This is a genomic window from Sphaerisporangium sp. NPDC005288, assembly GCF_040607475.1.
Lineage (GTDB): Bacteria > Actinomycetota > Actinomycetes > Streptosporangiales > Streptosporangiaceae > Sphaerisporangium > Sphaerisporangium rhizosphaerae.
The window spans coordinates 135039-160700 of sequence record NZ_JBEXGT010000009.1 but is presented as its reverse complement, the minus strand read 5'-3'; the positions used below and the strand labels follow the sequence as shown (position 1 = coordinate 160700).

General features: G+C 72.3%; 14 protein-coding genes. 5 read left to right on the top strand and 9 right to left on the bottom strand.

The genetic code is table 11. From position 1 onward, the window contains the following. Positions 1-96: 96 nt before the first annotated feature. The 6 genes from ABZU32_RS11600 to ABZU32_RS11575 form a co-directional block, all read right to left on the bottom strand. A complete protein-coding gene (locus ABZU32_RS11600) occupies positions 97-1155 on the bottom strand; it encodes a DUF3152 domain-containing protein (protein ID WP_354920487.1) in 1059 nt (352 codons plus the stop codon). A 104-nt stretch (positions 1156-1259) separates the two neighbouring features. Beyond that, complete coding sequence (locus ABZU32_RS11595) at positions 1260-3719, bottom strand: multicopper oxidase family protein (RefSeq protein WP_354920484.1); 2460 nt, start codon at positions 3717-3719, stop codon at positions 1260-1262. After that, the gene (locus ABZU32_RS11590; protein ID WP_354920482.1) at positions 3716-4204 is read right to left on the bottom strand and encodes a DUF6220 domain-containing protein; all 489 of its coding nucleotides are present in this window, start codon (positions 4202-4204) and stop codon (positions 3716-3718) included. Before ABZU32_RS11590 ends, ABZU32_RS11595 begins: the two co-directional genes overlap by 4 nt. Before the next feature lie 212 nt (positions 4205-4416). Next, entirely contained in the window at positions 4417-5028 is a 612-nt protein-coding gene (locus tag ABZU32_RS11585) for a dihydrofolate reductase family protein (protein ID WP_354920479.1), read from the bottom strand. A gap of 408 nt (positions 5029-5436) precedes the next feature. Next, positions 5437-11928: an RHS repeat-associated core domain-containing protein gene (locus ABZU32_RS11580; protein ID WP_354920476.1), complete on the bottom strand. Its 6492-nt coding sequence runs from the start codon at positions 11926-11928 to the stop codon at positions 5437-5439. A 168-nt stretch (positions 11929-12096) separates the two neighbouring features. Continuing rightward, a complete protein-coding gene (locus ABZU32_RS11575; RefSeq protein ID WP_354920473.1) occupies positions 12097-15699 on the bottom strand; it encodes a LamG-like jellyroll fold domain-containing protein in 3603 nt (1200 codons plus the stop codon). 232 nt (positions 15700-15931) lie between these two features. Here ABZU32_RS11575 and ABZU32_RS11570 point away from each other — a divergent pair, with 232 nt between their 5' ends. Further along, positions 15932-17200, top strand: a complete 1269-nt coding sequence (locus ABZU32_RS11570; RefSeq protein WP_354920470.1) for a sensor histidine kinase — start codon at positions 15932-15934, stop codon at positions 17198-17200. Next, positions 17197-17874, top strand: coding sequence for a response regulator transcription factor (locus tag ABZU32_RS11565; protein ID WP_354920468.1), 678 nt, complete (start codon positions 17197-17199; stop codon positions 17872-17874). The genes ABZU32_RS11570 and ABZU32_RS11565 overlap by 4 nt, the downstream gene beginning before the upstream one ends. A 124-nt stretch (positions 17875-17998) precedes the next feature. Here ABZU32_RS11565 and ABZU32_RS11560 read toward each other — a convergent pair whose 3' ends face one another. After that, positions 17999-19678 (bottom strand): serine/threonine-protein kinase, encoded by a 1680-nt coding sequence (locus ABZU32_RS11560; protein ID WP_354920465.1) that lies wholly within the window; start codon positions 19676-19678, stop codon positions 17999-18001. A 364-nt stretch (positions 19679-20042) separates the two neighbouring features. On the opposite strand from ABZU32_RS11560, the gene ABZU32_RS11555 reads away from it, so the two are divergent. Beyond that, on the top strand, positions 20043-20924 hold the full coding sequence (locus tag ABZU32_RS11555) for a hypothetical protein (RefSeq protein WP_354920462.1): 882 nt from the start codon (positions 20043-20045) through the stop codon (positions 20922-20924). Positions 20925-21010: 86 nt separating this feature from the next. Here the strand turns inward: ABZU32_RS11555 and ABZU32_RS11550 are convergent, their stop codons facing one another. Continuing rightward, the gene (locus tag ABZU32_RS11550; RefSeq protein ID WP_354920459.1) at positions 21011-22057 is read right to left on the bottom strand and encodes a hypothetical protein; all 1047 of its coding nucleotides are present in this window, start codon (positions 22055-22057) and stop codon (positions 21011-21013) included. Between the two features lie 166 nt (positions 22058-22223). Here ABZU32_RS11550 and ABZU32_RS11545 point away from each other — a divergent pair, with 166 nt between their 5' ends. Beyond that, on the top strand, positions 22224-23075 hold the full coding sequence (locus ABZU32_RS11545; protein WP_354920456.1) for a PHP domain-containing protein: 852 nt from the start codon (positions 22224-22226) through the stop codon (positions 23073-23075). Between the two features lie 21 nt (positions 23076-23096). On the opposite strand, the gene ABZU32_RS11540 is transcribed toward ABZU32_RS11545, so the two are convergent. Further along, on the bottom strand, positions 23097-23885 hold the full coding sequence (locus ABZU32_RS11540) for an aminotransferase class IV (RefSeq protein WP_354920453.1): 789 nt from the start codon (positions 23883-23885) through the stop codon (positions 23097-23099). A gap of 209 nt (positions 23886-24094) precedes the next feature. On the opposite strand from ABZU32_RS11540, the gene ABZU32_RS11535 reads away from it, so the two are divergent. After that, on the top strand, positions 24095-25381 hold the full coding sequence (locus ABZU32_RS11535) for an MFS transporter (protein WP_354834278.1): 1287 nt from the start codon (positions 24095-24097) through the stop codon (positions 25379-25381). Positions 25382-25662: the final 281 nt, after the last annotated feature.

The window sequence follows — 25662 nt, the reverse complement described above, 5'->3', positions numbered from 1 at the left end:
CCTCCCGAGTCTGCCGACCTCCGTCGCCGGCCTCATCGTCATCGGGGACGATTTTCGCGCTCCTCCGCCCGCCCGGAGTCCCACCCGCGGCCGGTGTCAGGAGTCCCGGCCACGGCCGGGGTGGCCGGACTCGCCCGCGCGGGGCCGGTCGTCGTCGGGGGAGTTCCCCTTAGAGCGCCGATCCGAGATGTCCCCCTTGGGGGTACGGTGCCTGCGCTCGTCGTGGTGCTTCGCGCCGCCGGAGCCGCCCTTGGAGCGTGGGAAGGGCCAGGCGTTCGGGCGGCAGCCCTGCAGGGACTTGGTCTGCTGCGTCATCACCGGCGCGAGGCCGCCGGGGGCGGGGCACTGCTGATGCGCGTGGCCGAGGGCGTGGCCGACCTCATGGTTGATCACGTACTGCCGGTAGGCGACCAGGTCGCCGTGGTATCCGGGAATCGCCGCCCCCCACCGCTTGGCGTTGATGACCGAGCGCCTGCCGTTCCAGCACGACAGCTCGCCGAACGTCTGCAGAGGACGGCACCGTACGTTGGTCAGCGCGGGGCTGGACAGCGCCACGCGGAAGCGCACCGGGCCGTGGTCGACCCGCTCGAACCGCATGCGTCCCCGGCCCCAGCTGCGCGGGTCGTTGAGCGTCCGGTGCACCATGGCGGCGAAGTCCTCGGCGTCGAACGGCAGCCCGCGCTCGACCTCGACGAGGTAGCGGACCACCTTGCCGCGGGTTCCCTCCGGCGGCTCGGCGACCCCCTTGACGACCTTGTACCGCCCCTTCGCCGAGTACGGGACCCGGACGGTCTCCGCCCGCCCCGCCGAGCCTGTGTCCGAGCGTGCGTCCGGGCCGTCGCCGGAGCCGGACGCGGTGGACGTGGGGCTGGGAGGCGGGGCCACGGCGGACGGTGTGCTCGCCGTCCCCGCCGGCGCGCCGGGCGTCACGACGGCCGAAGGGTCTGATGAGGGCGTACCCGGGGCGGAGGGGGTCGCGGCCGAGCCCGGAGGGCCCGCCACCGAGGCCGCGGGAGCCGCGACCGCGGCGCGAGCCGTCCTGTCCCGTCCCGCGACCGCCTTCGCGTCATGGCCGGCGGCGAGCAGGAAGACGTATCCGCTGAGCAGGAAGATGGCAGTGATCGGCAACGCCATGAGCAGGGTCCCGGGCTTCAACCGACGAAGAATGCGAGGCGTGATATTTCCGGACATCGAGGGCGAAGCCTAGTACCGATCGCCTCATTGATCACCTTAGGCCACTCTGGTGGCGAACGACCCGATCACCCGCCGTGCGCGCCGTGGAAGGGCGTGGTGACGCCCTCATAGTCCAGCATGAGCATCATGCCCTGGTCCGCGTGGCTCAGGTTGTGGCAGTGGTTCATCCACACGCCTGGATTCGAGGCGCGGAAGGCCACCTGCCACACCTCGCCCGGGCGCACGTCGAAGGTGTCCAGCCATAGCGGGGTGCCGGTCGGCGCGCGGCCGTCCCTGGCGAGGAGCAGCACGCGATGGCCGTGCAGATGCCAGGGGTGGGTCTCCCGTCCCCGGTTCACCACCGTCATCCGGACCAGATCGCCATCCCGCACCTGCTGGGTCGGCACCGAGGGGAACGCGCGCCCGTTCACTGTGTGCGCGTACAGAGGGCGGCCTTCCGACACGGCGAGCCCCTGGTCGAGAACCATGGTGAAGTCCCGGTCGAACCGGGTGGAGCCGTTGTACGGAAGCGGCCCGGCCGGCGTCCCGTACCGGGTCAGGTCCAACTCGGGCCACCCCCGAGTGTCGGGTACCGCCACGGCTCCTTGCCCGCCTTGTCCTGCCTCGTCATCCACGGCCTGCGCGTTCGCACCGTGGGTGGTCCCCGCGTCTCCCGCATCCGCGTTTCCCCGACCCGTGCCGGTCGTGGCGTCCGCGCCTCCCTCACCCGTGTCGGTCCTGGTGCCGTCGTTCTCCGGGGACGAGCCAGGTGCGGCGCCGGACGCGGGGGCCGTGGGATCGGGGGTGAGGCGCAGGCCGGCCACGCGGTCGTCCACGGCGAGCGTGACCGGCGCGCCCGCCGCGAGCGTGAAGGCGAGGTCATAGCGGCCGCCCGCGGGCAGGCGCAGCCCCACCCGGTCCACCTCGCCGGGGGCGTGCAGATCCGAGCCGTCCACGGCGACCACCCTGTACCGGACGCCCGCGAGTGTGAACCGGTGCGGAGTGTTGTCGGTGTTGACCAGCCGCAGCCGGACGGCCGTGCCGGGCGCGGCGCGCCGCTCGATCGGCCGGTCGTGGTCGCCGAGCACGGTCCGGCCGGCGAAGGTGTGCACCGGCAGGGTGAGGTCGGCGCCCGGCGGCGCCGGTCCACGCCGTGTCACCACCAGCGCGCCGTACAGGCCCATCTTCACCCCTTTGTCGGACACTTCGTGGGTGTGGTACCAGTACGTGCCGACCTGGAGGGCGCGGAACCGGTACACGAACTCCTGTCCGGGTAGCACGCCGTCCTGCGTCAGGCCGGGGACCCCGTCCTCGCCGGCGGGCACGTCATAGCCGTGCCAGTGCAGGGTCACCCCGGCGGCGATGTCGGCGTTGCGCAGGCGCACCTCGACCAGGTCGCCCTCGGTGGCGGTGATCGGCGGACCGGGGACGGTCCCGTTGAACGTCCACGCGGCCACCTTGCGCCCCGACGACAGGGTGACCGTGGCCGTGCGCGCCGTGAGCTCGTACCGGCGCACCGTGCCGCCCGGCGCGGGCGCGGCGGGTCCGCGCAGCGCGGTCACCGGCCGGTCGTACCGCGCGGTGCCGGCCGTGCGCGTCCCTGCCGGGCGCCCCGCTCCGAATCGACCACCGGTCACCGCCATCGCTGCATGTCCACCTGGCATCGGCATGGCGCCGTGTCCGCCGGGCATCGGCATGGCGGCGTGCCCGTTCGATGCCGGCATGGTGCCCGCGGAGGTGGCGGCCGGGCCGCGGCCGGTGTCGACGTCGTCGGCCGGCAGGAACGCGAGCCCTCCACCGATCAGCCCGGCCACGACGGTCGCCGCCACGGCGGCCCGCGTCCCGCGGACGCGCGTGCCGGGGGCCAGCAACCGCTGGGTGGTCAGCACCGCCGCGGCCACGAGGACCACGGTGATCACCGCGGTGCTCCACGTCGCCGGGTACCCCATCAGCAACGTGACCACCGGCCCGGCCGCCGCCGCGTACCCGGCTCCGAACAGCGCCGTCACCGCCCAAGGCCTCACCAACGCCGCCGCACCCGGTACGGCGCCTCGCCCTGCCTCGGTGGCCGCTGGTGTCTCGGCCGCCGGTTCCGCCTCGGTGGCAGATCGTGTCTCGGCCGCCGGTCCTGCTTCGGCCGCCGGTCCTGGTCCCGCCGTCGGCTCCTCGACCGCCCGCGCCCCCGTGGCGTGCGCTGCCGTCGCCGTCGACTCCACCTGGACGGCCTCCGAGACGCCGGGTCGGCTCCGACCGGCGCCCAGGGCCGCTCTGGCCAGGGATGGAGCGGCGAGCACGACGGCGGTGGCCGTGCCCACCGCCAGCAGCGGCAGCGTCAGGATGAGCTTCTCCTGGACGAACCACCAGCCGGCGCCGGCGAGCGCCAGGACGAGCCCGCCCCGGGCCAGCGACGCCAGTACCGCCAGGATGAACAGACCGGCGGCCACCCTGACATGGCGGGCCGCCGCCGCCGCGCCCGCGCCCAGCCACGCCACCGCGGCGAGCACCCCGGCGAGCAGGTCGAGCGCCATGAGCCCTTCAACGCTCACGAGGACCGTGCCGCGGACTCGCCGCCCAGAGAGCCGGAGGTCCGCGCCATGGGAGCGCCGTCGGCGGCCTGCGAGCCGCGGGGGGAACCGGCGAGCTTGCGGGCGTTGCGCAACACCATGCCGGCGGCTCCCATGACCGCCATGGCGTTGATCCCATGCAGGCCCATGATGGCGAGCCCGGCGGGGGTCGTGTTGTCCGCACTGTCGTTCAGCACACGGCCGAGCACGACGATCAGAACCTGGACGATCACCAGGCCGAACGGCAGCAGGGCCGTCGCGATCTGCCGCCCAGGGGCGCGGGAAGCGGCGGCGGCGATGGTGACCAGCAGCGACAGGACCGGAATGATCATCATGCCGGTGATGCTGTGCAGCGCGAAGGAGCCGTCGTCCTGTGGGCTGGCGAACGCGCCCACTGCGGCGAAGTAGAACTGTGCCAGTACGGCGATCAACAGCAGTGCGGCAAGCGCTGCGTAGATTCTGCGCATCGCGTGCTCCCTTCATGGCTCGGTCGGTAGTGACCGATGCTGTTGCACGCGCCGCTCCACGTCGTCCCCCCTCCAGCGACACGTCACGTACTACCTAGGGAGTACGCGGACCCGCCGGGCCTGCCCCCGGGACCGTCCGCCTCCTCGCCGATCGGGTGTCCCGGTCGAGAACGCCTGGCCAGGGGGCCCGCTGTGGCGCTTCGCGGAAGCGGTCAGTCCTGATCGAAGGACCCTGTGACGACCTCGCCGGCCGATTCGTAGGTGTTCATGAGGACGCCGGTGGTGGAGACCTCCCTGTCGACCAGCTTCAGTCCCGAGGGAACGGCGCCTTCGGAGAACAGCCGCTTGCCCGAGCCGATGACGACGGGGAAGATCAGCAGGCGGTACCGGTCGACGAGGTCGTGGCGCAGCAATGTCCGCAGCAGGTCGCCGCTGCCGTGCACCTGCAGCTCGGGTCCGTCCTCCTTCTTCAGCGCCGCGACGCCTTCGGCCACGTCTCCCTCGATCAGCACCGAGTTGCTCCACTTCAGCGTGGGACGACTCCGCGACGCGACGTACTTGGTGGCGTCGTTCAGGCGCTTGGCGCCGACCTCCTCCGGGGCGTTCGGCCAATACGAGGCGAAGAGGTCATAGGTCTTGCGTCCGAGGACGAGATCGAACGGCGTGGACATGGTCTCGTCCATGAACGCGGCCAACTGGTCGTCCCAGTAGTTCACGGTCCAGCCGCCGTGCGCGAAGCCATTGCTGTCGTCCTCGCCGGGGCCGCCCGGGGCCTGCATGACCCCGTCGAGAGTGACAAAGGCGCTCACGACCAGCTTCCTCATTGTCGCGTCCTTTCCGTCGGATCCCCTGCTCGGGGAGATCCCTCGCGTGCTCTGAGCTCGATGTCGAAGGCGATGCGCCGATCCTTCCCGGCCGCCGCCTCCCTACTGCCCGATACACCGCTACCGAAAACTAATCTCGTCAAGAATATTTAGCTTGTCGGTGACGAGATGGTCGCCTCCGGCTCGGCCGCCCCGCTCCGGATCGCCGACGCCCGCCTGGGAGCCTCCACCGGCCTTCGAGATGCTCCTGGTCTGCCGCTGGAGGGACACGAACGGCGCAAGACGGCCGGCGAGCCCGTCACCCGCCGAGCGCCCCGCCGAGCCCGGCGGGCGTGCCGCCCGCCGTCCGAACTCCTCCACTACGGATTCCGAGTCGCTCGTCATCGGCCACAGCCCTGTGGCGCTCGGTCATCGTTCCCCTAGTGCCTTACTCCAGAGGAAACACCCTTTGACGTCACCGCCCGCCGCGGCCGTGCCAGCGCATCCACCCGTACCGACGATCGTGTTCGTTGCAAGAGGCCAGTACGACGATGTCCAATGTATCGGCTTACGGCGAGCGTAAACCCAGTCGTTCTCCGGCCATGTCCGTACCAGGGCGGGATCTCGCCAGCCGCCTTTGACACTCCAGCTCGCAGGTAGGCGCCACTTGGGCAGGGCCGGTGCCACCTTTCCCACATAGCCCCCGACTGCGGTACCGGCCATGTTGACGCCGAGATTCTTCAGGGGTGCTCCGCCGAACGTGTGTTGGGTTCGCACATCGGCGGCGTAGAGAGCGATGTTGACACCCGCACTGATCCCGACGCACGCTCCCGCACTGGCCACGACGCACGCCGCGAAGCCGAAGGCGGCGAGCTCATAACGCGGGGAATAGATGCGCCTAAGGAGCCAGTCCCCCGGTTGATCCTCGAAGGGATCGCCTTGCAGGCCGGGAATCGACGGAGCCGTCCCGGCGACATGATTTTGCGACATCGCGGGAATGTAGCCGCCAGCCATATATGCCTGAGCGGCGAGAGCCCGCTGCTGCTGTTCCTGGAATGCCTTTAGGTCTGCTTCTCTCTTGATCGCCGCGTTCACGGCCGCGAGGGAGGCAAGTGCTTCATCATAGAATGATTTGTATCCGTCGGGCCTGGTGATGTTGCCGTGACTGTCGAAGTGGTGACCTTGGTAGGCGTGGCCGCCGATGCAGGGATCGGACTTACGCCAGCCGCATTGGGTGCCGCCGTCGCGCATGAGACCGGTCGGGTCCGATGAGGTGACCGGCTTGTTGTCGGCATAGGCGTACCCGTTCCAGCTTTGGGGATCGGAGTCGTCGAAGACGGGGTCGACGGAGATGAACCGGCCGATTTCGGCGTCGTATTCGCGGGCGCCAAGATGGGTGAGGGCGGTGCTCGTGTCGATGGTGCCGCCGACGAAGCCTCTCTCACCCGGCCAGTACGCGGGCTGGGCGCCGCGCATCTGGCCGAAGGGGGTGAAGCGGCGGCGCTCGGCCGTCTGGACGGCGTTGTCGGCGACAGAGGTGTCGGCGGTGCCGTGGTGGTCGGACTGGAGCCAGGTCACGCCCTTGGCGGTACGGGCGGCGATGGTCTGGCCGCCGAAGCCGTAGTAGCGGGTCGCGGTCTTGGCGCCGGTTCCGGTGTCGAGCCGGATCTCCATGCCCGCGACGTAGAGTGTGGTGGAGGCGGCGTCGCGGCGGATGAGCCTGCCGCCGTCGGCGTCGTAGACGAAGGCGCCGGCGCCCGCGGGGTCGGTCGATGTGGCGAGGCGGCCTTCCACGTCCCATGTCAGGGTGTGTCCCGTTCCTCGCTGGGTGGTGTTGCCGGTCCTGTCGTAGACATAGGCATCGGTTCGACCGTCGCGCGCCCCGCCCTGGAAAGCGACGGAGGTCAGCGCGTGCGGCTGGGGGTTGCCGGCGCCGGCGTAGGCGAACGTCTTGGTGATGTCGCCCGCCGGGTCGTGGTCGACCTCTTTGGTGCGGTTGCCGACCACGTCGTAGGAGAAGGACTGCCAGTACGGTGCGGGCCCGCCGACGATGGCTTGGGCGGGGGTGCCCGCGCAGCCGTCGGTCGCGGTCCATGCCTCGGTCAGGCGCTGTAGGTAGTCCTGCTGGAAGCACTGCACGTCGGCGGGCCGGCCGGCCGGCGCGTCGGCGATCTTGGTGATGTTGCCCGAGGCGTCGTAGGTGTAGCCGGCGTCCGAGATCGAGATCGGGGCCGTCTCCCGCTCGTACAGAGAGCGGGTCAGCCGGTCGGTGCCCTCCTCGTAGTAGTTGGTCTCCTTGACCCGGCCTCCGCCGGTGGACAGGGTCATGTCCAGAAGCTTGCCGAGCTTGGAGTACGTCGCCGAGGTGACGTAGTTCGTCAGGCCGTGTGCCGTGGTTGGATTGCCCAGCTGGTCGTAGCCGTAGATGATCGTCTCGCCGGGCAGCCCCCCGGCGGCGGGCAGCATGGAGCGGTGAACCGAACCGTCGGCGTTGTAGTCGGTGCCGGTCTTGTAGGTGCCCTGCATCGCGCCCTCGGCCGCCGGGATCACGGTCTCGGTGCCGGTCGTCCGGTAGGCGTCGTCGTAGCCGGTCACCGCGCTCGAGTAGGCGTCCATCGCACCGGTGGCGGGGTTTCGCACATAGCGCGTGGACGAGGCCGGCCGGCCCTTGACGACGGTGCCGTCGGCGAGCTTGTCGAAGGTCCACTCCGCGAGCTTGGTGCCGCTCTCGGAAGTTCCGGCGTACTCGGCGGTCTTGCGGCCGAGGGCGTCGTAGGTGAAGAACAGGGTCGCGCCGCGCGCGTCGGTGGTCGTCACGAGCCGGTCGCCGTCGTCGTACGTCAGGGTCGTGGCCCCCTTGTCGGGGTCTTCGACCTGTGTGGCCCGCCCTCGCAGGTCATAGTGGTAGGTCCAGGCGTTCCCGGCGGCGTCGATGATCGCCGCGGGCTTCCCGCTCGGGGTGTACCGGTACTTCGTGGCGTCGTAGGCACCGGCAGGCCCGTCACCCTTGTACTGCCGGACCTCGCTGGTCCGGTCGCGGGCGTCGACGAGCCTGGTGACGGGCGTGGCGCCGGCCGGGGGGTCGACGCTGACGCGATCGCCGCCGTAGGTCGTGGTGGTGCGCCACTGCTCGGTGCCGCGCTTGCGGAAGATCTGCGCGGTGAGCGATTCCATGCCGTTGTACTCGGTGACGGTCTGGGCGGGCACGTCGTCGTCGCTGGCCGGGGACCACAGGGTGCCCCCGGGCTCGCCTTCGGCGTAGTAGGCCTGGTTGACCTTGGCCGCCAGGCCACGGGTGTCGTAGAAGGTGTCGGCGATCACCCGGCCGCCGGCCGGTGCGGGTTGCTGGGTCTGACGCGAGCGCAGCAGGCCGTCGTACAGCGCATAAGTGGTGGTGTAGCCGGTCCCGTCATTGCGCAGCGTCGAGGTGGACACCGTCGTCGGCCCGTCCGTCCGGACCTGGTATGCGAACCGGGTGTCCGGGGATGAGGGGTATGTGGCCTTGGCGTGCCCGGGCAGCCACACGCCCGTCAACCGGCCGAGCCCGTCGTAGGTCAGGTCCGACCGCTTGCCGTTGGCGTCGACCGTCGCGGTCGGGAGACCCAGGGCGGGCTCGAGCTCGGTCCTGGTGACGTGGCCGAGCGCGTTGGTCTCCTCGGTGGCGGTGACGGGCCCGGTGGCGGGGGAGTACGCCATGGTGCTTTTCGCCCCCGAGGCATCGGTGGTCACCAGTGACCGTCCATAGGCGTCGAAGGTGGCGGTGCGGGACGTCACATACTGCGGTCCGCCGTTCCAGGAGCCGAGCTCCTCGGTCCTGGTGACGTCGCCCTTGGACGGGGCGATGCCGTACGCCTGGCCGTCGTAGTACGTGCGCACGTCGGAAAGCACATCGGCCGGCCGGTCGGGTGTCGCCGCGCAGGCCTTGGCGACGGTCTCGACGCGCGTGGTGAAGGAGACCATCCATTTGGCGGTGTCCCGGGCGTAGGTGGTGCGGGCACACTGGTCGTCGTCGGGGACGGCCTCATCTCCGAGGTCACTGACCTGAGTCGGCAGACCGTCGGCGTTGTAATCGGTGTCGGTGGAGGTGCGCCGCCACCCGCCGGACGCCAGAGCCGTGCGGGTGCGGACCTTGTCGGTGTGGGCCATGTTCGCCGTGGTGGTCCCCCAGGAGCGAACCCGCTTACCGGTCTGTCTGAGCCAGTAGCCGCTGATGGTCCCGATCATCGCCTCGCCGCCGGGGCCGTCGTAGCGGATCTCCTCGCGCGCCTGTCCCTGCAGGGCCTCGGCGTCGGCGACGGCCGTCCCCTCGGAGTCGGTGACACTCACATGGCGGGTGCCGCCGCCGGACAGCTCGTCGCCGTCCATGCCGCGGAAGTAGGTGTACTCGGTCTTGGAGCGCTGCTCGAAGGGGTTGCCGTGCAGCACCCTCACCTTGCCGTAGCCGCGCCACTCCGACCAGGTTTTGTACTTCTCCTTGGTCAGCCCGTCGTCGTCATCATGGTGCCAGGCGGCACCCCCAAGATACTCGTAGGTGTCCATGACGTCAGGCGCTCCACCGGTGCGGTCGATCTGCTGCACCTGGGTGACGACGTACTTGTGGAACCAGTCGCGGACGGGCGTGGTGGCGCCCTCGGGTGCCCAGTACTGCGGGTAGCACCGCCTTGTGTTGGAGTCGGGTTCGGGGGTGTCGCCCGCCGTGCAGTCGGCGCCGGAGTAGGTGACCGACAGGGCGCCGCCGGTCTCGTTGTCGATGGCCGAGACGCGCCACTTGGTGAGCGGGGGCCGTCCTTCCAGCGCGTCGACCCGGTTGGGCTTCTGAACGCCCGCGAACCGCACCGGCGGCAGGGACGCCGACCCGCCGACCTTGCCCGTGTGCTGGATCGAGGCCAGCCAGAGTCCCGCGGCGGTGCCGTCGCCGGGGGCGCGCATCTCGTGGTTCAGCGTCCAGGTGTCGACGTCCTTGTAGGTACTGCCGGACACCAGCACCTGGGTGGTGACGGAGGCGAGCCGCTTGCGCGTCCAGAACGTGGGGGAGTAGTTGTCGATGCACTTCTCGCCCGAGTCGCACTTCTGGTCGTACGGGACGTCCGGCCAGTACTTGGCGTTGTCCTTGGTGAACTTGCTCTCGGCGCAGTCGAAGGTGGAGGTCGGGACGCAGCGCTCCTTGGCGTCGAAGACGACCCGTGCGAGAGCGGAGGAGGTGTAGACGGCGTTGGAACGCTGACCGTAGTCGGCGCGCTTGAGGTAGCCGCCCCTGGTGTAGACGGTGGGAGTGCCGTTGGGCTCGCCGTTGATCAGCAGAGTGACATCACGGCGGTAGTAGTTGGTCTCCGGGGTGTACCAGAACGTGCTGACGGTGCCGTGCGGGTCTACGACGTAGTCCAGGTTCCACCGCCACGCCTGCCGGCACCAGGAGTCGGAGAAGCCGCTGTCGTTGTGGCACGGCTCGCCGTCGTTGTTGCCGAAGATCGGCACCGTCCAGGTCGACTGCGTCTCCGGCTTGCCGGCGGCCCAGCCGGGCAGGTGGTTCAGCCCGAAGTAGTACTGGGTGCCGTCGGTGGCGGTGACCCGCCAGTGCTCGCCGTCGTTGTCCCCGTTGTCGGCGCCGCGGAGTTTCTCGATCTTGGCGCCGTCGTCGTCCCGCGGCTGCCAGCTGCCCGTCCCGTCGTCCAGGACCAGCTCGGTTGCCCTGCCGTTCAGCGACAACGTGGCATTGTCGTACCGCCAGCACTGGTCGGCGCGCTTGGGCGTCACGCCATCGTCCGCGCACGGCTTGTACTTCCGCTCGATGAAACCAGGCCAGTAGTCGAAGCCCTCGCCGATCCAGGACGCCTGGTTGTTGGTCGCGACGGTGCGGCCGTCGACCTGCCCCGAGGAGTAGGCGAAGCCGATGCTGGGAGGGGGGCCGCCAGGGGCCGGGGGAAGGCGCAGCGAGTAGGACCAGGAGAACGAACCGCCCTGGTCGTCGACCTTCCAGGTCGCCGAGGGCGACAGCGAGGTGGCCTCGTAGCTGCCCGTCGAACCCGACGCCGCGGCCACCGCGGCCAGCGTCATCGGGGCCGCCGAGGTGACGTCGACGTCGGCGCTCAGCCGCCCGGTGGTGACGTCGTTCCTGGTGACCAGCGGCGCGCGGGTCTGGCACTCCGGTCTGTCCGGGGTCGTGGCCGCGCATTCGGGCAGCCGGACGAGCCGCAGCCGCGCCCCCCAGTCGCCTCCGAAGGCGTACCGGAAGCCCGAGTAGTCGACCTCCACCGACAGGCGTTCCGCGCCCGCCGGTCTCGCCTGAGGGGTCAGCCGCAGGCCGAGCCCCGTGATCTGCGACGCCGCGGCGGTGCGCGCGTCGAGCGTCCGCACCTCGACGGCGGGCGGCGCCGGCGCGGCCGGCGAGGTCGGAGAAGGCGTCGCACCCGCGGTCGCCCGCCGCGGGGTGTCGCCCTGTCCGCCGGTGCTCTGCCGGGAACGGACCGGCCCGTCGGCGCCGGCCTTCGGGGTCGCCGGGCCGAGCCAGACCGGCAGGCGCCCGGCCCGCACCTTGCCGGGGCCCGCGGCCCATGTACCGGCACCGGCGCCGGCCCCTGTTCTCGCGCCGGTCCCTGTCGTCGTGCCGGTCCCTGTTGCCGTGCCGGCGCCCGTTCCCGCGCCTGCCCCGGCGCCGGCCGCGGCCCCCGGGAGCCGCACCACGGCCGACCCCGGCTCCGGCCAGGTCACCGGGGGCGCCGCCTTCAGGTCGTACTTCGCCCCCGGGTCCGCGAGCGGCGCGCGGGCCGTGAGGGCGTGCCCCGGTACGGGATGCTGCTCCTGGGCCTGGTGCCATCGAGGGTCTTCCGTCGCGCGTGCGGCGATCGGAGTGATCAGCGTGGCGGGCACCACGACGGCCAGCATTCCGGCGACCTTGGCCAAGCCTCGCCATGAACCGAGCACGGCTTCCTCCGGGGGAGCGATGAGGGGTCGGTGAACGTCGGGGAACCGGGCCCGGCCCCGCCGTGAGGTGGCGAGACGGGCCGGGCGCGGTAGGACCGGGCCGAGCCGGGCGCGGTCGGGGCGGGCTGGGCCGGGCGCGGTCGGGGCGAAGCCGGGTCGGGTCGTGGACTAGCCGTCGAGGGGGAGCCCCATGGCGAGGTTGAGCACTTGGCGGTCGGTCAGCGTGCCCGCGAAGGCGCGAACGTCGTCCACGTCACCGGCGAAGTGGTCGACGTAGGCGCCCTTGTTCCTGACCCGGCCGATCTGCAGGGCGCCGCCGGCGTTCCAGGCGGTGAAGGGGCGGACGTCGGCCAGTTGCCCGTTGACGTACAGGCGGAGCTCCTTGGCCACCTCGTCGTACACCCCCACCAGCAGCGTCCAGGTGTCGAGCAGCGAGCAGCCGACCGTCTCGACGGACCGGGCGTGCGTCATGGTGAAGGAATCGGTGTCGTTGCCGGCCGTGCTGAACGACCACCGGTAGACCGTGGCGCCGTTCTCGGTGAAGGTCCGGTAGCCGAGGTAGAAGCCGCTGTTCCTGGCGCCGTCCTGGCCGACGGCCGTCAGCGTGTGGACGGGCATGGCGCAGGTTTCGTCCCCGGTCAGGCGCATGCGGGCCGTCACCGTGAAGCCGTGGTCGGTGCGCACGGGGGCCGAGGTGGTGGAGGCGTAGGCCGTCGTGCCGTTGAGGTGCAGTACGGCGGCGCCGTCGAAGCCGTCGTCGGACCAGGACGCGCCGCCGGCGAGCGTCGCGTTCCGTCCGTACCCGGAGGAGTCGGCGGCGGTCGTGCCCGTTCCCTCGTCCAGCCTCCACAGGCCGAGCTGGGCGGGCGGCTGCTTGGCCATGGCCGCGATCTCGTTGCCCAGCATCGGGTCGTTCACGGTTCGGGGGTCGTCGGACAGGATCCGGTCCCACACCCTGACGTCGTCGACGTCACCCGCGAAGTTCTCGTGGAAGCCGCCCTCCCACTTGGTGCGCCCGACCTGCAGAGGTCCGTTCGTGTTCCACGGCGTGTACGGGAAGGCCGCGGCGGTCTGCTGGAGCGTTCCGTTGACGTACAGCCGGACCTGCTTGGCCGGGGCGTCGTATACGCCGGTCAGGTGCGTCCAGACGCCGAGCTGCGGCTCGGTGTCGCTTATCGCCCGTGACAGCGCGGTGCCGTCCACATCGGTGGCGTACTTGCCGAAGATCCACCGGTTGTAGGTCGAGGAGTAGTACAGCTGAAAGCCGGAGTTGCGGTCACCCGACTGGCTCAGCACCGAGGAGTTGACGGTCTTGGCGGTGAGCCGCACCCAGGCCGAGACGGTCAGACCCCGGTCGGTGCGCACCACCGGCCCCGCCGTGCTGCCGTACCCGGTGGAACCGTTCAGCCGTGCGGCCCCGCTCACCCGGCCGCCCGTCCACGCCGTGTCACCCGCCAGCGTCACCGGGTGTGGCGCGGCCGCCGAGTCGCCCGCCGTGGTGCCGGCGGTCTCGTCCAGGCGCCACAGTCCCACGGGGTCGGCGCCGGCCTTGACGTAGAAGCTGTGGACGGCCGGGATCTTGCCGACGTTGCCCGCCCGGTCCACCGGGAAGACGTATAGCGCGTTGAGCCAGTCATGGCGCGGCGCCACCGGCACCGTCACCGAGGTCTGACCGGCGGGGATCGCCACCTGGGTCGCGGGGGTGGCCAGGCTCGGGTCGTCGAGGGCGAACCTGAAGGCCGTCACGTCGGTCTCTCCGTCCCCTGGGGCGAAGGTGAAGGCGCCGGCGCTGCCCACCCCGCCCCGCCAGTCGTCGGGGGTGTCGCCGGGGTAGTCGGCCGAGGTGATCTTCGGGAGCGTCGCGGGGTCGACGGTGTCCACGGTGAACTCGCACCAGGGGCTCCACGCGCTGGAGTCGGTGCCGTCGTAGGCCTTGACCTTGTAGGAGTAGCTCTGTCCGGTCACCAGTCCCGACAGCTTGATCGAGTGGTCGGTCGCCGCGGTGGTGTACTTGTAGGCGGTCTTCCCGCCGCCGGGCAGGGTGGCGGTGACGTCGTCCCACACCGCCGTCGTGGTGTTGTAGTGGTGGAACGCGAACTCGGCGCGCACCCCGTCGTTGGCCTTGTCCGGGTCGTAGATCTTCGCCTTCAGGCTGATGGGGCTCTCGGCGTCGCCGGCGTTGACGGCGGGCCGCCCCGCCCCGGTGACGCACGGCGTGGCCGGGTAGGTGCCGACGCCCGAGGGGGCCGCGGGCGGGGTGTTGTAGTCGACGACCAGCTTGGGCGCGTTGCCGAAGCCCTTCCACCCCCACGTGCTGCTGCCGGTGTCGTCGTAGTCCTTCAGCCCGAACGTCGTGTTGGGCCAGCCCGACTTGGCCGCCTTGGCGATGGTCGCGGTCACGTCGAACTCGATGCCTTTGTCCGGGCACGAGGAGTTGTAGCCGGCGTCGGAGGACACGCTGTCCTGCCAGTCCGACCAGGACGGCTGGTGGTTCCAGGTGGTGGAGCTGGAGATGCCGCTGGTCAACCACAGCTGTACGGCCTGCGGGGAGGAGGTGCACCCCCACGACTTGGCCTGGGTGATGCGGAACGTCGCCTTCAGGATGTGCTTCCCGTTGACGTTGTTGGAGTCCATGCGGAAGAACGACCGTTTGATCCCGCTGCCGTAGTTGCCCGCCTCCGGCATGTGGCTGGAGTTCCAGTACTCCTGGTTCGGGAACGCCCGGTCCACGTAGGTCCAGGCCTGCTTGGAGCCCGACCACTGTGGGTCGATGTAGACCGGGTAGGTGACGTTCGCGCCCGTGAGCAGCCGCGCGTCCGGCGTGAGCACCACCTCGTCGGGCATGGCCTCGACGCCCAGCAATGCCTGCCGTCCGCCCGGCCGCGGACCCGTGCCCAAGAACCCCGTCCCCGAGGATTCCGTCCCCGAAATACCAGCGGCCGAGGAGCCCGCGCCCGAGGACCCCGCCTCCGGGGACGCCGTCCCCGAGGATCTCGACGCCGACGGCCGCGCCACCGACGGCGCCTCCGCCGCGATCCCCGAGGAGTCCCACATTCGCGGCGCCGGCGCGTGGAAGACCGTCTCACCACCCTCGGTCACGGCGCTCAGCCCGCCGGCCGGCGACCGTCGCACCGACACCCCGGTGCCCCGCGTCGCGAACCTCAGCCTGGCCAGCGCCGGATTCGCCGCCGCCTCCCGGGTCTTCACCACCAGCACCTCGGAGAACCCGAGCACCGACGCGGTGACCTTCAGGTCCACTCCCGGCAGCACCGACGGGTACGTCGCGGTTCCGGCCTCCAGCACCGGTCTCGGCAACCCGCCCGGCCAGGACATCGCGACCGAACGCCCGCCTTCGCCGATACTCGCCAGCGGGACCGTCCCGCCCCCGGAGAAGGCCAGGTCCAACGGCGTGGCCACCGGACGCACCGTGCCGTCACCGGCGAACCGCAACGTCGTGTCCACATCGGCCCAGCCACCGCCACGCCGTACCCGCTCAGGCAGCGCCGCCGTCTCGGAGGTGAAGCCCCCGCCGGGATCGGCGAAGACCTGCCGGGTCTCGGTGCGCAGAGACAGCACCTCCACCCGCGTCCCCGACCGCCGTGCCGCCTCCACGGCCTGCCTCTCGGTCGGAGCGGGCGGGGGCGCCTCGGCGGAGGCCTTCGCCGGACTCGCCTGGTGTGGTGCCGCGGTGAGGCCGCTCAGCGACGCGAACAGCGCGGCGGGCAGTGCGATCGCCCGGACCGCGCGGCTGGGGAGACGGTATCGGCGCACGCGCTCTCCTTGGGGGCTCCTGTCACGCTGGACGGTCCGCCGGCGTTACCGCAGGACGTTACGGAGGTCAGACGAAGAGGTCATCCCGCATGCGATTGAGATCGCCGTACACCGGGTGGCGGCCGGGGGTAAACCCCTGCCGTACGACGCGCCGGGCGCGTGACTTTCGCGGTACGCGTCGTAGGTTCGGCGGGGGATGAGGGGCCGGTGGTCGTCCGGTTACCATGCGCTGATGGGCACAAGGGTCGTCGCGCCGTTCAGGAGGTTCGCCGCGACGAACCCGCTCATCGTCGACGTGGTGCTCGCCCTGGTGTTCACCGGCATGACCGTGGCGATCGAGGTGGCGGTGGCACGCCGTCCGTGGCTTCTGGGGATGGCGCCCGAGCACGGGTTCCGGCTGCCGGACCGGTTCTCCATGATGCTGACGCTCGTGGCGAACCTCCCGCTGGCGCTGCGCAGGCGCGCCCCGCTCGTTGTCCTGCTGATCTCCTGCGCGGCCGCGATCGTGTACCACGCGCTGGGCTACTACTACGGGTTGAACACCATGCCGCCGCTGCTGGCCCTGTACACGGTGGCGGCTCAGCGGTCACCGCGCCTGGCCGCCGTGGGCGCGGTGGCCATCCTGGTCATGTGGACGCACGCGTTCCTGGTAGGACCCGTCGGCCTCCTGGGGGCGGGCGTCGTCCAGGCGGGTGTCATGATCGCCGTGGCCTGGGGGTTCGGCAACGGCGCGCGGTTGCTGACGGACAGGAGCCGGCGGCTGGCCGAGCTGTCCGAGCGGCTCAGCCGCGACCAGGAGGACAGGGCCCGGCGCGCGGTCACCCAGGAGCGGGTGCGCATCGCCCGCGAACTGCACGATGTCGTCGCCCACCACATGTCCGTCATCTCGGTGCAGGCGGGACTCGCCCGGTACGTGTTCGCCTCTGATCCGGTCACCGCGCGCGACGCGCTGGCGACCATCGCACAGACCGGCAGCGAGGTCATGGGCGAGATGAGGCGGCTGCTGTCGGTCCTGCGCATCGAACCCGAGGACGAGGGCGATGGGGTGAGCTACGACCCGGCGCCGGGTCTCGACCAGCTCGGGCAGCTGGTCGAGCGGGTGCGTTCTGCGGGGGTGGCGGTGGAGGTGACGGTCACCGGCGCCGCGCGGCCGCTGGCGCCCGGTGTCGACCTGTGCGCCTACCGAATCGTCCAGGAATCGCTCACCAACGTGCTCAAGCACGCCGGGCCCGCGCGGGCCGGGGTGTCCCTCCTGTACCGCCCCGCGGAACTGGAGATCCGCGTCACCGACGACGGCGGCGGGAGCGAGAGGGCGGCCGCTCCCGACTGCGAGAAAGGCCACGGCTTGATCGGCATGCGAGAACGCGTCAAGCTCTACAAGGGAACGATGGCCGCCGGACCACGCCCGCTCGGCGGGTTCGAGGTCGTGGTCACCCTGCCCCTGTCATCCCCGACTGAGGATGAGCAGCCTCCTATGCCGGCCGGTGAGACGTCCTTATGATCAAAGTGCTCGTTGTCGATGATCAGATTCTGGTCCGTGCCGGACTCGCCGCGCTGATCCGCGCCATGCCCGAGCTCGACGTCGTCGGTGAGGCGGCCACCGGCGAGGACGCCGTGCGCCTGGCCGCGGCGAGGCGCCCGGACGTGATCCTCATGGACATCAGGATGCCCGGCATGAGCGGGGTGACCGCCACCGAGCGCATCCTCGCCGCCGCCCCCGCGGACGGCCGGCCGCCGAAGGTCGTGATCCTCACCACCTTCGACCTCGACGACTACGTCTACAACGCCCTGCGGGCCGGCGCGTCGGGCTTCCTGCTCAAGGACACCCCGCCCGAGCGCCTGCTCACCGCGATCCACACCGTCGCGGCCGGAGAGATGCTCTTCGCGCCCAGCGTCACCCGGCGCCTGATCGAGACCTACACGCGCCGCGCGGACGTCACCGCGCCCCCCTCCCGCGACCTGGCCGCCCTCACCGCCCGCGAGGCGGAGGTCCTCGAGCTGGTCGGGCACGCGCTGTCCAATACCGAGATCGCCGGCCGCCTGTGCGTCAGCGAGGCGACCGTGAAGACCCACCTCAACCGCACGATGACCAAACTCGGCCTCTCCAGCCGCGCGCAGGCGGTCGCCTTCGCCTACGAGACCGGTCTGGTGACCCCTCGCCGGGCGACGGTGTGAGACGGCTGCTCGCCGTCGCGGCAGGTCTCGGCCTCTCGCCCGCGGGTCTCGGCGCGTCGGCCGAGCGGCGGCTCGGGTGGACGACGCCGGCGACCGGCGTGGCCGCCTCTTCGGCGGCCGGTTCTTAGTGGTTGTCGTGGTCGTCGTGGTCGTCGTGGTCGTCGTGGTCGCCTGGCCGGCGGTGATCGGCGCCGGCGAGTTGTGACAGGTGGGTGAGCAGCCGGGTCAGCGCGGGTCCGGCGGTGAACTTCCCGTTCCGCCCGGCGCCGGCCAGGTCGCCGAGGATTCCGCGAATCCGGTCGGCCGCCTCGCGATCGTCCCGGTCCCTGTGGTCGTGCCGCCCGCCGTCCCGGCCGAGCCTGGCGAGGGCCTCCGCGATGTCGTGCCGGGCCTTCTCCGCGACGCGGGGGTCGAGCCGTCCCTGGTCGACCGCCCAGCTCAGCCCTTGGGCGAGCTGGGCCAGCAGCACACGCGGATCGTCCGACAGCCGCCGCGGCCCGACGGCCACCACCGAGGGCGGTGAGGGCGGTGGCGACGCGGGAAGCGGCACGGAAGGCGACGCCGACGCGGAGGGCGACTCCGATGGCGACGAGGGCGCGGAGCCGGAAACGGACGGGGCGTCCGCGTAGGGAGACGCGGCGGCGGCCGACGGGGCCACCGTGTCCGGGCCCGAGCGCAGGAGCGCGAAGGCGAGCGCCGCGACGACCATGACCGCGGCGACTCCGGCGGCGGCGACGGGCGCCGGTTCACCTCGGCGGAGTGACAGCCACGCCTTGACCGCCGGCGACCGGCGGGCGCCGGCCTCGGCGATCGGCGACGTCCGGCGGCCCTCGTGATCCGGTGGCAGGGAGGCCAGGAAGCGCGTCCCCGAGGGCTCCGCGGCGGACGGCGCCATCGGCAGGGCCGGCGCGACGTCGTGCCGCCGCCGGGGGGCGTCCGCGAAGGAACGGGGGATCGGAGCCCCGTCGAAGGAGCGGTGCGGCGGGGCGGCCGTGTAGGAGGGCCCGGGGTCGGTGAGCCGGTGGGCGACCTGGTCGGCGGTCGGGCGGTCGTCGGGCTCCTTGGCCAGCAGGCGCATCAGCAGGTCGTCCAAGGCGGACGGCACGTCCCGGCGCACTTCGCCCGGCGGCGTGGGCGGCACCTGGACGTGCTGGTACAGCAGCGCGGTGGGGCCGTCCGCGCGGAAGGGCGGGCGCCCGGTCAGCAACTCGTACAGCACGCACCCGAGCGCGTACAGGTCGGACGCCGGTCCGGCGTCGCGGCCGAGGGCGCGTTCGGGGGCGAGGTAGGCGCTCGTGCCGATGATCAGCCCGGTGCCGGTGAGCGCCGCCGCGGCCTGGTCGGCCAGCCGGGCGATGCCGAAGTCGACGACCTTCACCGCTCCGTCCGCGGTGAGCAGCAGGTTGGCGGGCTTGATGTCACGGTGGACGACGCCCAGCCGGTGGGCGGCGGCCAGGCCGGTGGCGGCCTGAGCCCCGATGCGGACCACCTCGTCGACGGCGAGCCGTCCGGCGGCGGCGAGGTGGCCGGCGAGACTGTGTCCCTCGATCAGCTCCATGACAAGGAAGAGCCGGTCGCCGGCCTGGCCGAAGTCGTAGACGGAGACGACGTTGGCGTGGTTCAGCCGTGCGGTGGCCTGTGCCTCCTGGCGGAACCGCGTGGCGGCAGAGGAGCCGACGGCCTCCGCGAGCAGCAGCTTGACCGCGACGGGGCGGTTAAGCACCTCGTCGGTGGCCCGCCACACCTCGCCCATGCCTCCGCGCCCGAGAGGCTCGTCAAGCCGGTATCGAGCCGCCAGCAGCACGCGAACGCCTTCCTGTCACGCCCGGCAGGCCGTCCGTCCCCCGAGGCCGATGATGCGCGCCGTTCCGGCGGGGCCGTCCGGCAGCGCAAAGGCGATCTTGAGCCGCCACGGCGTCCCACGATACCGATCGACGGCGGCCATGGAGCGGGCATGCCTCCGGCCTGACGGACGGCGTACTCCCCGTTTGCGCCGTCATCTCCGTTCCCCCCCACAGGACGGGCGCGGCCGCGTGAGAGGACAGGGATTGACATTAGATAGCCGCGCTATCTAACGTACGTGATGGCGCTGACGTGACGATCCGGATGTCCCCGGCTTCTCGCGGGGCTTCGCGGTTTTCGATCTCTTTGCACAGGAGTGGACGACGATGACGCAGGACCCCGGTTTCGCGCGGCGGATGTGGCACCGGCTGGAGCCGGTGCACGCGCCGTTCTGGTACGCGCCGGAGGTGTCGGCCGAGGCGGCGGCCCTGGGCTACCAGGTGGACACCCGCTGGCCCGCGTACTTCGCCTGGCGCGCCGCCCCGCTGGGGGAGGCCTCCGCCGAGCTGGTCGCCGCGGCCTTCTACAGCTTCAGCCCGCGCATGGTCGCCGAGCACGTCCCCGCCGCCTGGACCGTGGCCCCGGCCGCGAAGGTGCTGGAGGCGCGGCTGCGCGCCGTGGACCGGATGTACCGGGCGATGCTGGACGGCGAGGTCGGCGGCCAGGGCCTCGCCGAGGCCGCGCGGATCGCCAGGGAGGCGGCGGAGGCCGCCGGCACCGCGGGGCGGCCGCTCGCCGCCGCCAACGCCGCGCTGCCGTGGCCCGAGGAGCCTCACCTCCTCCTGTGGCAGGCCATCGGCGTCCTGCGCGAGCACCGGGGGGACGGGCACGTCGCCGCGCTGCTGACCGCGGAGCTCGACCCGTGCGAGGCGCTGGTGTCGCTCGCCGCGATCGGCGGCGCGCCGCGCGAGACGTTCGACGGCCGCGGGTGGACCGCTCAGGAGTGGGACGCCGCCCGTGACCGTCTCGCCGCCCGCGGCCTGGTGAACCCGGACGGCACGGCGACCGAGCAGGGGCACCGGCTGCGCGACACGGTCGAGCGCGTCACCGACGACCTCGCGATCGCCCCCTGGCGCGCGCTCGGCCTGGAGAAGGCGGAGCGCCTCGCCGAGCTCACCACGCCCCTCCTGATTGCCGCCCTGGAGTCCGGCCTGCTCCCCGCCGCCAACACCCTCGGCATCGGCAGGGTCCCCACCCCCGCCCGCTGAACAGCCCCACGGTCTCCCTGAAGAGCCCACGCCCGCTGATCCAGGGACCCTCGCTCCGGGCTCTCCCCTTGTCGGGTCCGGGCTTCCTAAGGTCCCGCCGCCCGCCCGCTGGTCCAGGGGATACTCGCCGACGGGGCCTCCCAGGCGCGGTGGTAGGAGGTCCAGTCGGCGGGAGTGGCGGCGAAGTCGACGTACAGGGCGACTCCGAAGCCGGGCCTGGTGTTCATGCCGAGCCCCAGGCGCACGCCCCGCACGGCGGCGGCCACGGTCTCGGCCGAGGCGTGGTGGGTCAGGTTGTCGTCGTGGTAGGCGGGCAACCCCATCAGCAGCCGGGTGGCGGGCGGAACCGCCGCCAGGGCCAGCTCGGTCTGCCGCCGGACATAACCGGCGTAGGCGTCCTCGGTCGGCTGCGCGGTGTCGTAGCTCATCACCGCGACCTGGTCCACGCGGCTGGCCACCTGGGTGAGATAACCGGGCGTCCACCACTTGGTGCTGCCGAGCAGCGCGTTGCCGACGAGCGCGACGCCGGACGCCGGTTCGATGTGGTGCACCGACATCGACAGCACGCCATGGGCGGGCGCGATGGCCGCGCGGGTGCGGTCGAGAAGCTCCAGCAGCCCCGGGTCGCCGTCCGGAACGGGCTCGAAGTTGTAATGGATGCCGTCGAAGCCCGCGGCCAGCACCTGCCCGGCCGCCTTGACCACGTTGGCGCGCACGGACGGCGAGCCGAGGTCGAGCTCCCCGGGCTCCACGCGCTGGCCGAGCCAGGCGTGCACGCGCAGGCCCGGCACGGCCCGGTGCAACGCGCCGACCGCCCACGCGGCGCGCGGGTACAACGAGGGCGCGAGGGTGCCGTCGTAGGCGAGCGGCCCGGTGTGCAGGTAGACCTCGCCGATGCCTCCGCCGCGAAGGTGGGCGGCGAGCGCCGCCAGCTCCGGCTCCCCGTTGCGCCCGTCCACCCAGGCGTGGCCGAGCCACAGGGCGTCCTGCCCGGCGGGGCGCGGCGGGCGCGCCGCCGGCTCGCCGGACCCGAGCAGCGAGAACCACGCCCCGCTGACGACGAGGAACAGCGGCGGAACCGACAGGAGAGCGAGAACGCCACGCCACCGGCGACGCGCGCGAAGTACTGACATGCCCTGTATACAACCTCCCGTACGCCCCGACACGGCACGGCGGGGGTCACCGAGGCCGCGTGGTGCCGGGAGGCCGTCGGGGTGCGGAGCGATCCGCATGCGCATACGCCTCGCCACGGCGCGGTGGGGGTCACCGCGGCGGCGGGAATGCTGGCAGGCTCGTGCCATGCGGATCGACCTGCACACGCACTCCACGGCCAGCGACGGCACCGACGCCCCCGGCGCGCTCATGGGGCGGGCCGCCGCCGGGCTCGACGTGGTCGCGCTCACCGACCACGACACCACGGCCGGCTGGGAGGCGGCCGCGGCGGCCGTCCCGCCGGGCCTGACCCTCGTGCCGGGGGCGGAGCTGTCCGGGCGCTGGTACGGCGCCGAGCCGTCGGTCGGGCTGCACCTGCTGGCCTACCTGTTCGACCCGGCGCACGAGCCGCTGGCCGAGGAGCTGGCCCGGGTGCGCCGGTCACGCGACCTGCGCAGCGAGAAGATCGTCGCGCTGCTGAACGCCGACGGAATCGACGTCACGACCGCCGAGGTCGCCGGGCAGGCGGCCGGCGGCACGGTGGGCCGTCCGCACATCGCCCGGGCGCTGGTGCGGCGGGGCCTGGTCGGGTCGGTGGACGAGGCGTTCGGCCCCGAATGGCTGGGCCGCCGCTACCGGCTGCCGAAGGCCGACATCGACGTGTTCACCGCCGTGCGCCTGGTCGGCGAGGCCGGCGGGGTGTCGGTGCTCGCGCATCCGCGGGCGGGCAGGCGCGGCCACATCGTCCCCGACGCCCTGATCGCCCGACTCGCCGAGGCGGGCATGTGGGGCGTGGAGGCCGACCATCCCGACCACACCCCCGGCGACCGCGAGCACGTGCGCGCCCTGGCCGGCGATCTCGGCCTGCGGGTCACCGGGTCGAGCGACTACCACGGCACGAACAAGACCGTCGCCCTCGGCGCCTTCACCACCGGCCGCGAGGTCTACGAGGACCTGGTGTCCACCGCCACCGGCGCCACCCCCGTCCGGCCCTCCTGAGAGCCGTGCCCTTCGCGCAGGTCAGAGGGGGTCGGCGGGGAGGGCGGCGTACTCCCTGCGCAGGGTCGTGAGGAGGGGGTGGTCCAGGGACAGCTCGGCGCCCTCGATGGAGCGCACCGGGCGGGGGCCGGCGGCGGCGTCGGTGATGAAGGCGGCGTCCATCGCGGCCAGGTCGCCGGTGTCGACCTCGGCGGTGGCGGACGGGACGCCGGCGCGGCGCAGCACCTGGTCCAGCAGGCGCATGGTGACGCCGTTGAGGCGGTCGGCCCCCGGCCAGACGACGCCGCCGTCCTTGACGAACCCGATGTTCCAGGTGGGCCCCTCGCTCACCCGGGATCGGGCGTCGGTGAACAGGACGTCGTCGTGACCGCCGGCCTGGGCGAAGCGCCGCTGCAAGAGCGGGCCGAACATGCCGGAGTGCTTGACCTGCGGCAGGTCGCGCTCGTACTCGGCCACGCCGAGCGAGGGCGGCTGCCGGTCGGGGGGCGCCGGGCGCGTGGTGACCAGGATCTCCGGCCGGGCCTTGGCCGCCGGGTGCGCGAGGTCGAGTTCGGGGTCGAAGACGGTGACCCGGACGATCACCGGCGAGGGGGCCGCGGACGCCGCGCGGCGGGCCAGGTGGCGCACCCGGTCGAGGTCGAGCTCGACGCCGTGGACGACGCGGCAGTCGCCGAGGAGCCGGTCGAGATGCAGGGACAGGCCGCGGACACGGAGGTCCTCCACCCGCATGGTGGTGAAGTGCCCGTAGTTGTAGAGCGCGAGCGAGCCGAGCTCGCCAGGGGTCACCGGACGTCCGTTCAGCTCCATCATGCGGCCATCCTGGCAGCTTCCGCCGGGTCGGTGGTCCCCCTCCCGGCGCTGTTCGCCCCTGGCGTGACGGCGACGCCTCCGGGCGCCGCCCCACCCGCGCGACCGGACGGTGCGGCGGTCGGCGAGGGGCCGGGAACGGCGAAGTGGCCCAAGAAAGCGAGTGGGGAGCGGCTCTTCAGAGTGGTCCGCATCGCATCTAGCGTGGTGTCGTGATCAGCCCTTCCGGCCCGTCGCGGGTCCTCGCCCTCGCCCATCTGGCCAACGCCGTCGGCGACGGCGCCTACCTGGTCTGCTCGGCCCTGTACTTCACCCGCGTCGTGGGCCTGTCCCCGGCGCAGGTCGGGCTCGGCCTGACGCTCGGCTGGGCGGCCGGGGCCCTCGCCGGCGCCCCGCTCGGGCACCTCGCCGACCGCAGGGGTCCCCGGGGCACGGCCGCGCTGCTCGCCCTGGCCACCGGCACGGCCGTGGCGGCGTACCTGTTCGTCACCTCGTACGCGGCCTTCCTGCTGGCGGCGTGCCTCTACGCGTGCTGTCAGAGCGGGCTGGCCGCCGGGCGGCAGGCGCTGCTCGCCGGGCTGGTGGAAAGGACCATGCGCACGCGGGTGCGCGCCCGCCTGCAGGCGGCGGTCAACGCCGGGCTGGCCGTCGGCGCGGCCGTCGGCGGAGTGGCGCTGCACTTCGACACCCGCGAGGCGTACCTGGCGGTCCTGGCCATGGACGCGGCGAGCTTCGTGCTCTCGGCGCTGGTGCTGCTCCGGCTGCCCGCCGTGCCGCCCTCGGCTGCCCGGGCCGTTCCGGTGGCCGGGAGCGCCGGTGCCGGCCGGCGCCGCGGGCGCCGGGAGCGATGGGTGCCGGAGGTGGTGCGCGACCGGCGGTACGTGGTGGTGGCGCTGCTCAACATGGTGATGATGCTCTACATGCCGCTGCTCAGCCTGATCGTCCCTTTGTGGATCGCGGGGCGGACGCAGGCGCCGGGCTGGACGGTCGCCGCGCTGCTCGTCCTCAACACGCTGACCGTGATGTTGTTCCAGGTGCGGGTCGCCCGGCGCGTCACGGGCCTGCGCAGCGCGTCCCGGCTGGTGCGGCTCGCGGGCGTCGCCATGTCCGCCTCGTGCGCGGCGTTCGCGCTGTCGCAGGCAGGGACCTCGGCGTGGGCGGCCGCCGCCGTTCTGCTCGCCGCGGCCGGCCTGCAGGTGCTCGGGGAGATGATGCTGGCCGCGGGGGCCTGGGAGATCGCCTTCGACCTGGCGCCGCCGGACAGGCAGGGCCAGTACCAGGGGTTCTTCGGCAGTGGCACGGCGGTGGCCCGGATGGCGGGCCCGTTGCTGCTGACCACGGTCGTCCTCGGGTGGGGGACGGCGGGGTGGCTGCTGCTGGGCGGGCTGTTCCTGGTGGCCGGCTCCGCCATGGGGCCGGCCGTCCACCGGGCCGAGCGCGACCACGCGGCGGGCCTTCGCGGGGCGCCCGTCGCGGCGGCGGACGCGCCCGTCCGGTAAGGCGGGTTTTCCGTTCTGCGGAATATGTTGGCCGGAACCATGCCGTCGCTTTTACTGGTCTAAACCAATTGTGCTCCGGTGAGCCCCGGCCTAATCGCCGTGAACCGCCCGCACAATTGGTCTGTACCATTGCCCGGCGGCCGGCTCCTTTTCTGGCCGTCCCGCCCCCGGGGGCGATTGGATTAGACCGCTATATTGGGTCTAGCAGGGCGAACGTCCCTCTGATAGGCCGGTGACGTTTCCTTCCGTTAATCGTAGGTAGAGTCCCCCGGAAAGAGGCG

Excerpts from the sequence above, each read along its gene's own strand:
- ABZU32_RS11590 (WP_354920482.1), bottom strand. The coding sequence starts at position 4,204 with ATGCGCAGAATCTACGCAGCGCTTGCCGCACTGCTGTTGATCGCCGTA.
- ABZU32_RS11585 (WP_354920479.1), bottom strand. The coding sequence starts at position 5,028 with ATGAGGAAGCTGGTCGTGAGCGCCTTTGTCACTCTCGACGGGGTCATG.
- ABZU32_RS11570 (WP_354920470.1), top strand. The coding sequence starts at position 15,932 with ATGGGCACAAGGGTCGTCGCGCCGTTCAGGAGGTTCGCCGCGACGAAC.
- ABZU32_RS11565 (WP_354920468.1), top strand. The coding sequence starts at position 17,197 with ATGATCAAAGTGCTCGTTGTCGATGATCAGATTCTGGTCCGTGCCGGA.
- ABZU32_RS11555 (WP_354920462.1), top strand. The coding sequence starts at position 20,043 with ATGACGCAGGACCCCGGTTTCGCGCGGCGGATGTGGCACCGGCTGGAG.
- ABZU32_RS11550 (WP_354920459.1), bottom strand. The coding sequence starts at position 22,057 with ATGTCAGTACTTCGCGCGCGTCGCCGGTGGCGTGGCGTTCTCGCTCTC.
- ABZU32_RS11545 (WP_354920456.1), top strand. The coding sequence starts at position 22,224 with ATGCGGATCGACCTGCACACGCACTCCACGGCCAGCGACGGCACCGAC.
- ABZU32_RS11540 (WP_354920453.1), bottom strand. The coding sequence starts at position 23,885 with ATGATGGAGCTGAACGGACGTCCGGTGACCCCTGGCGAGCTCGGCTCG.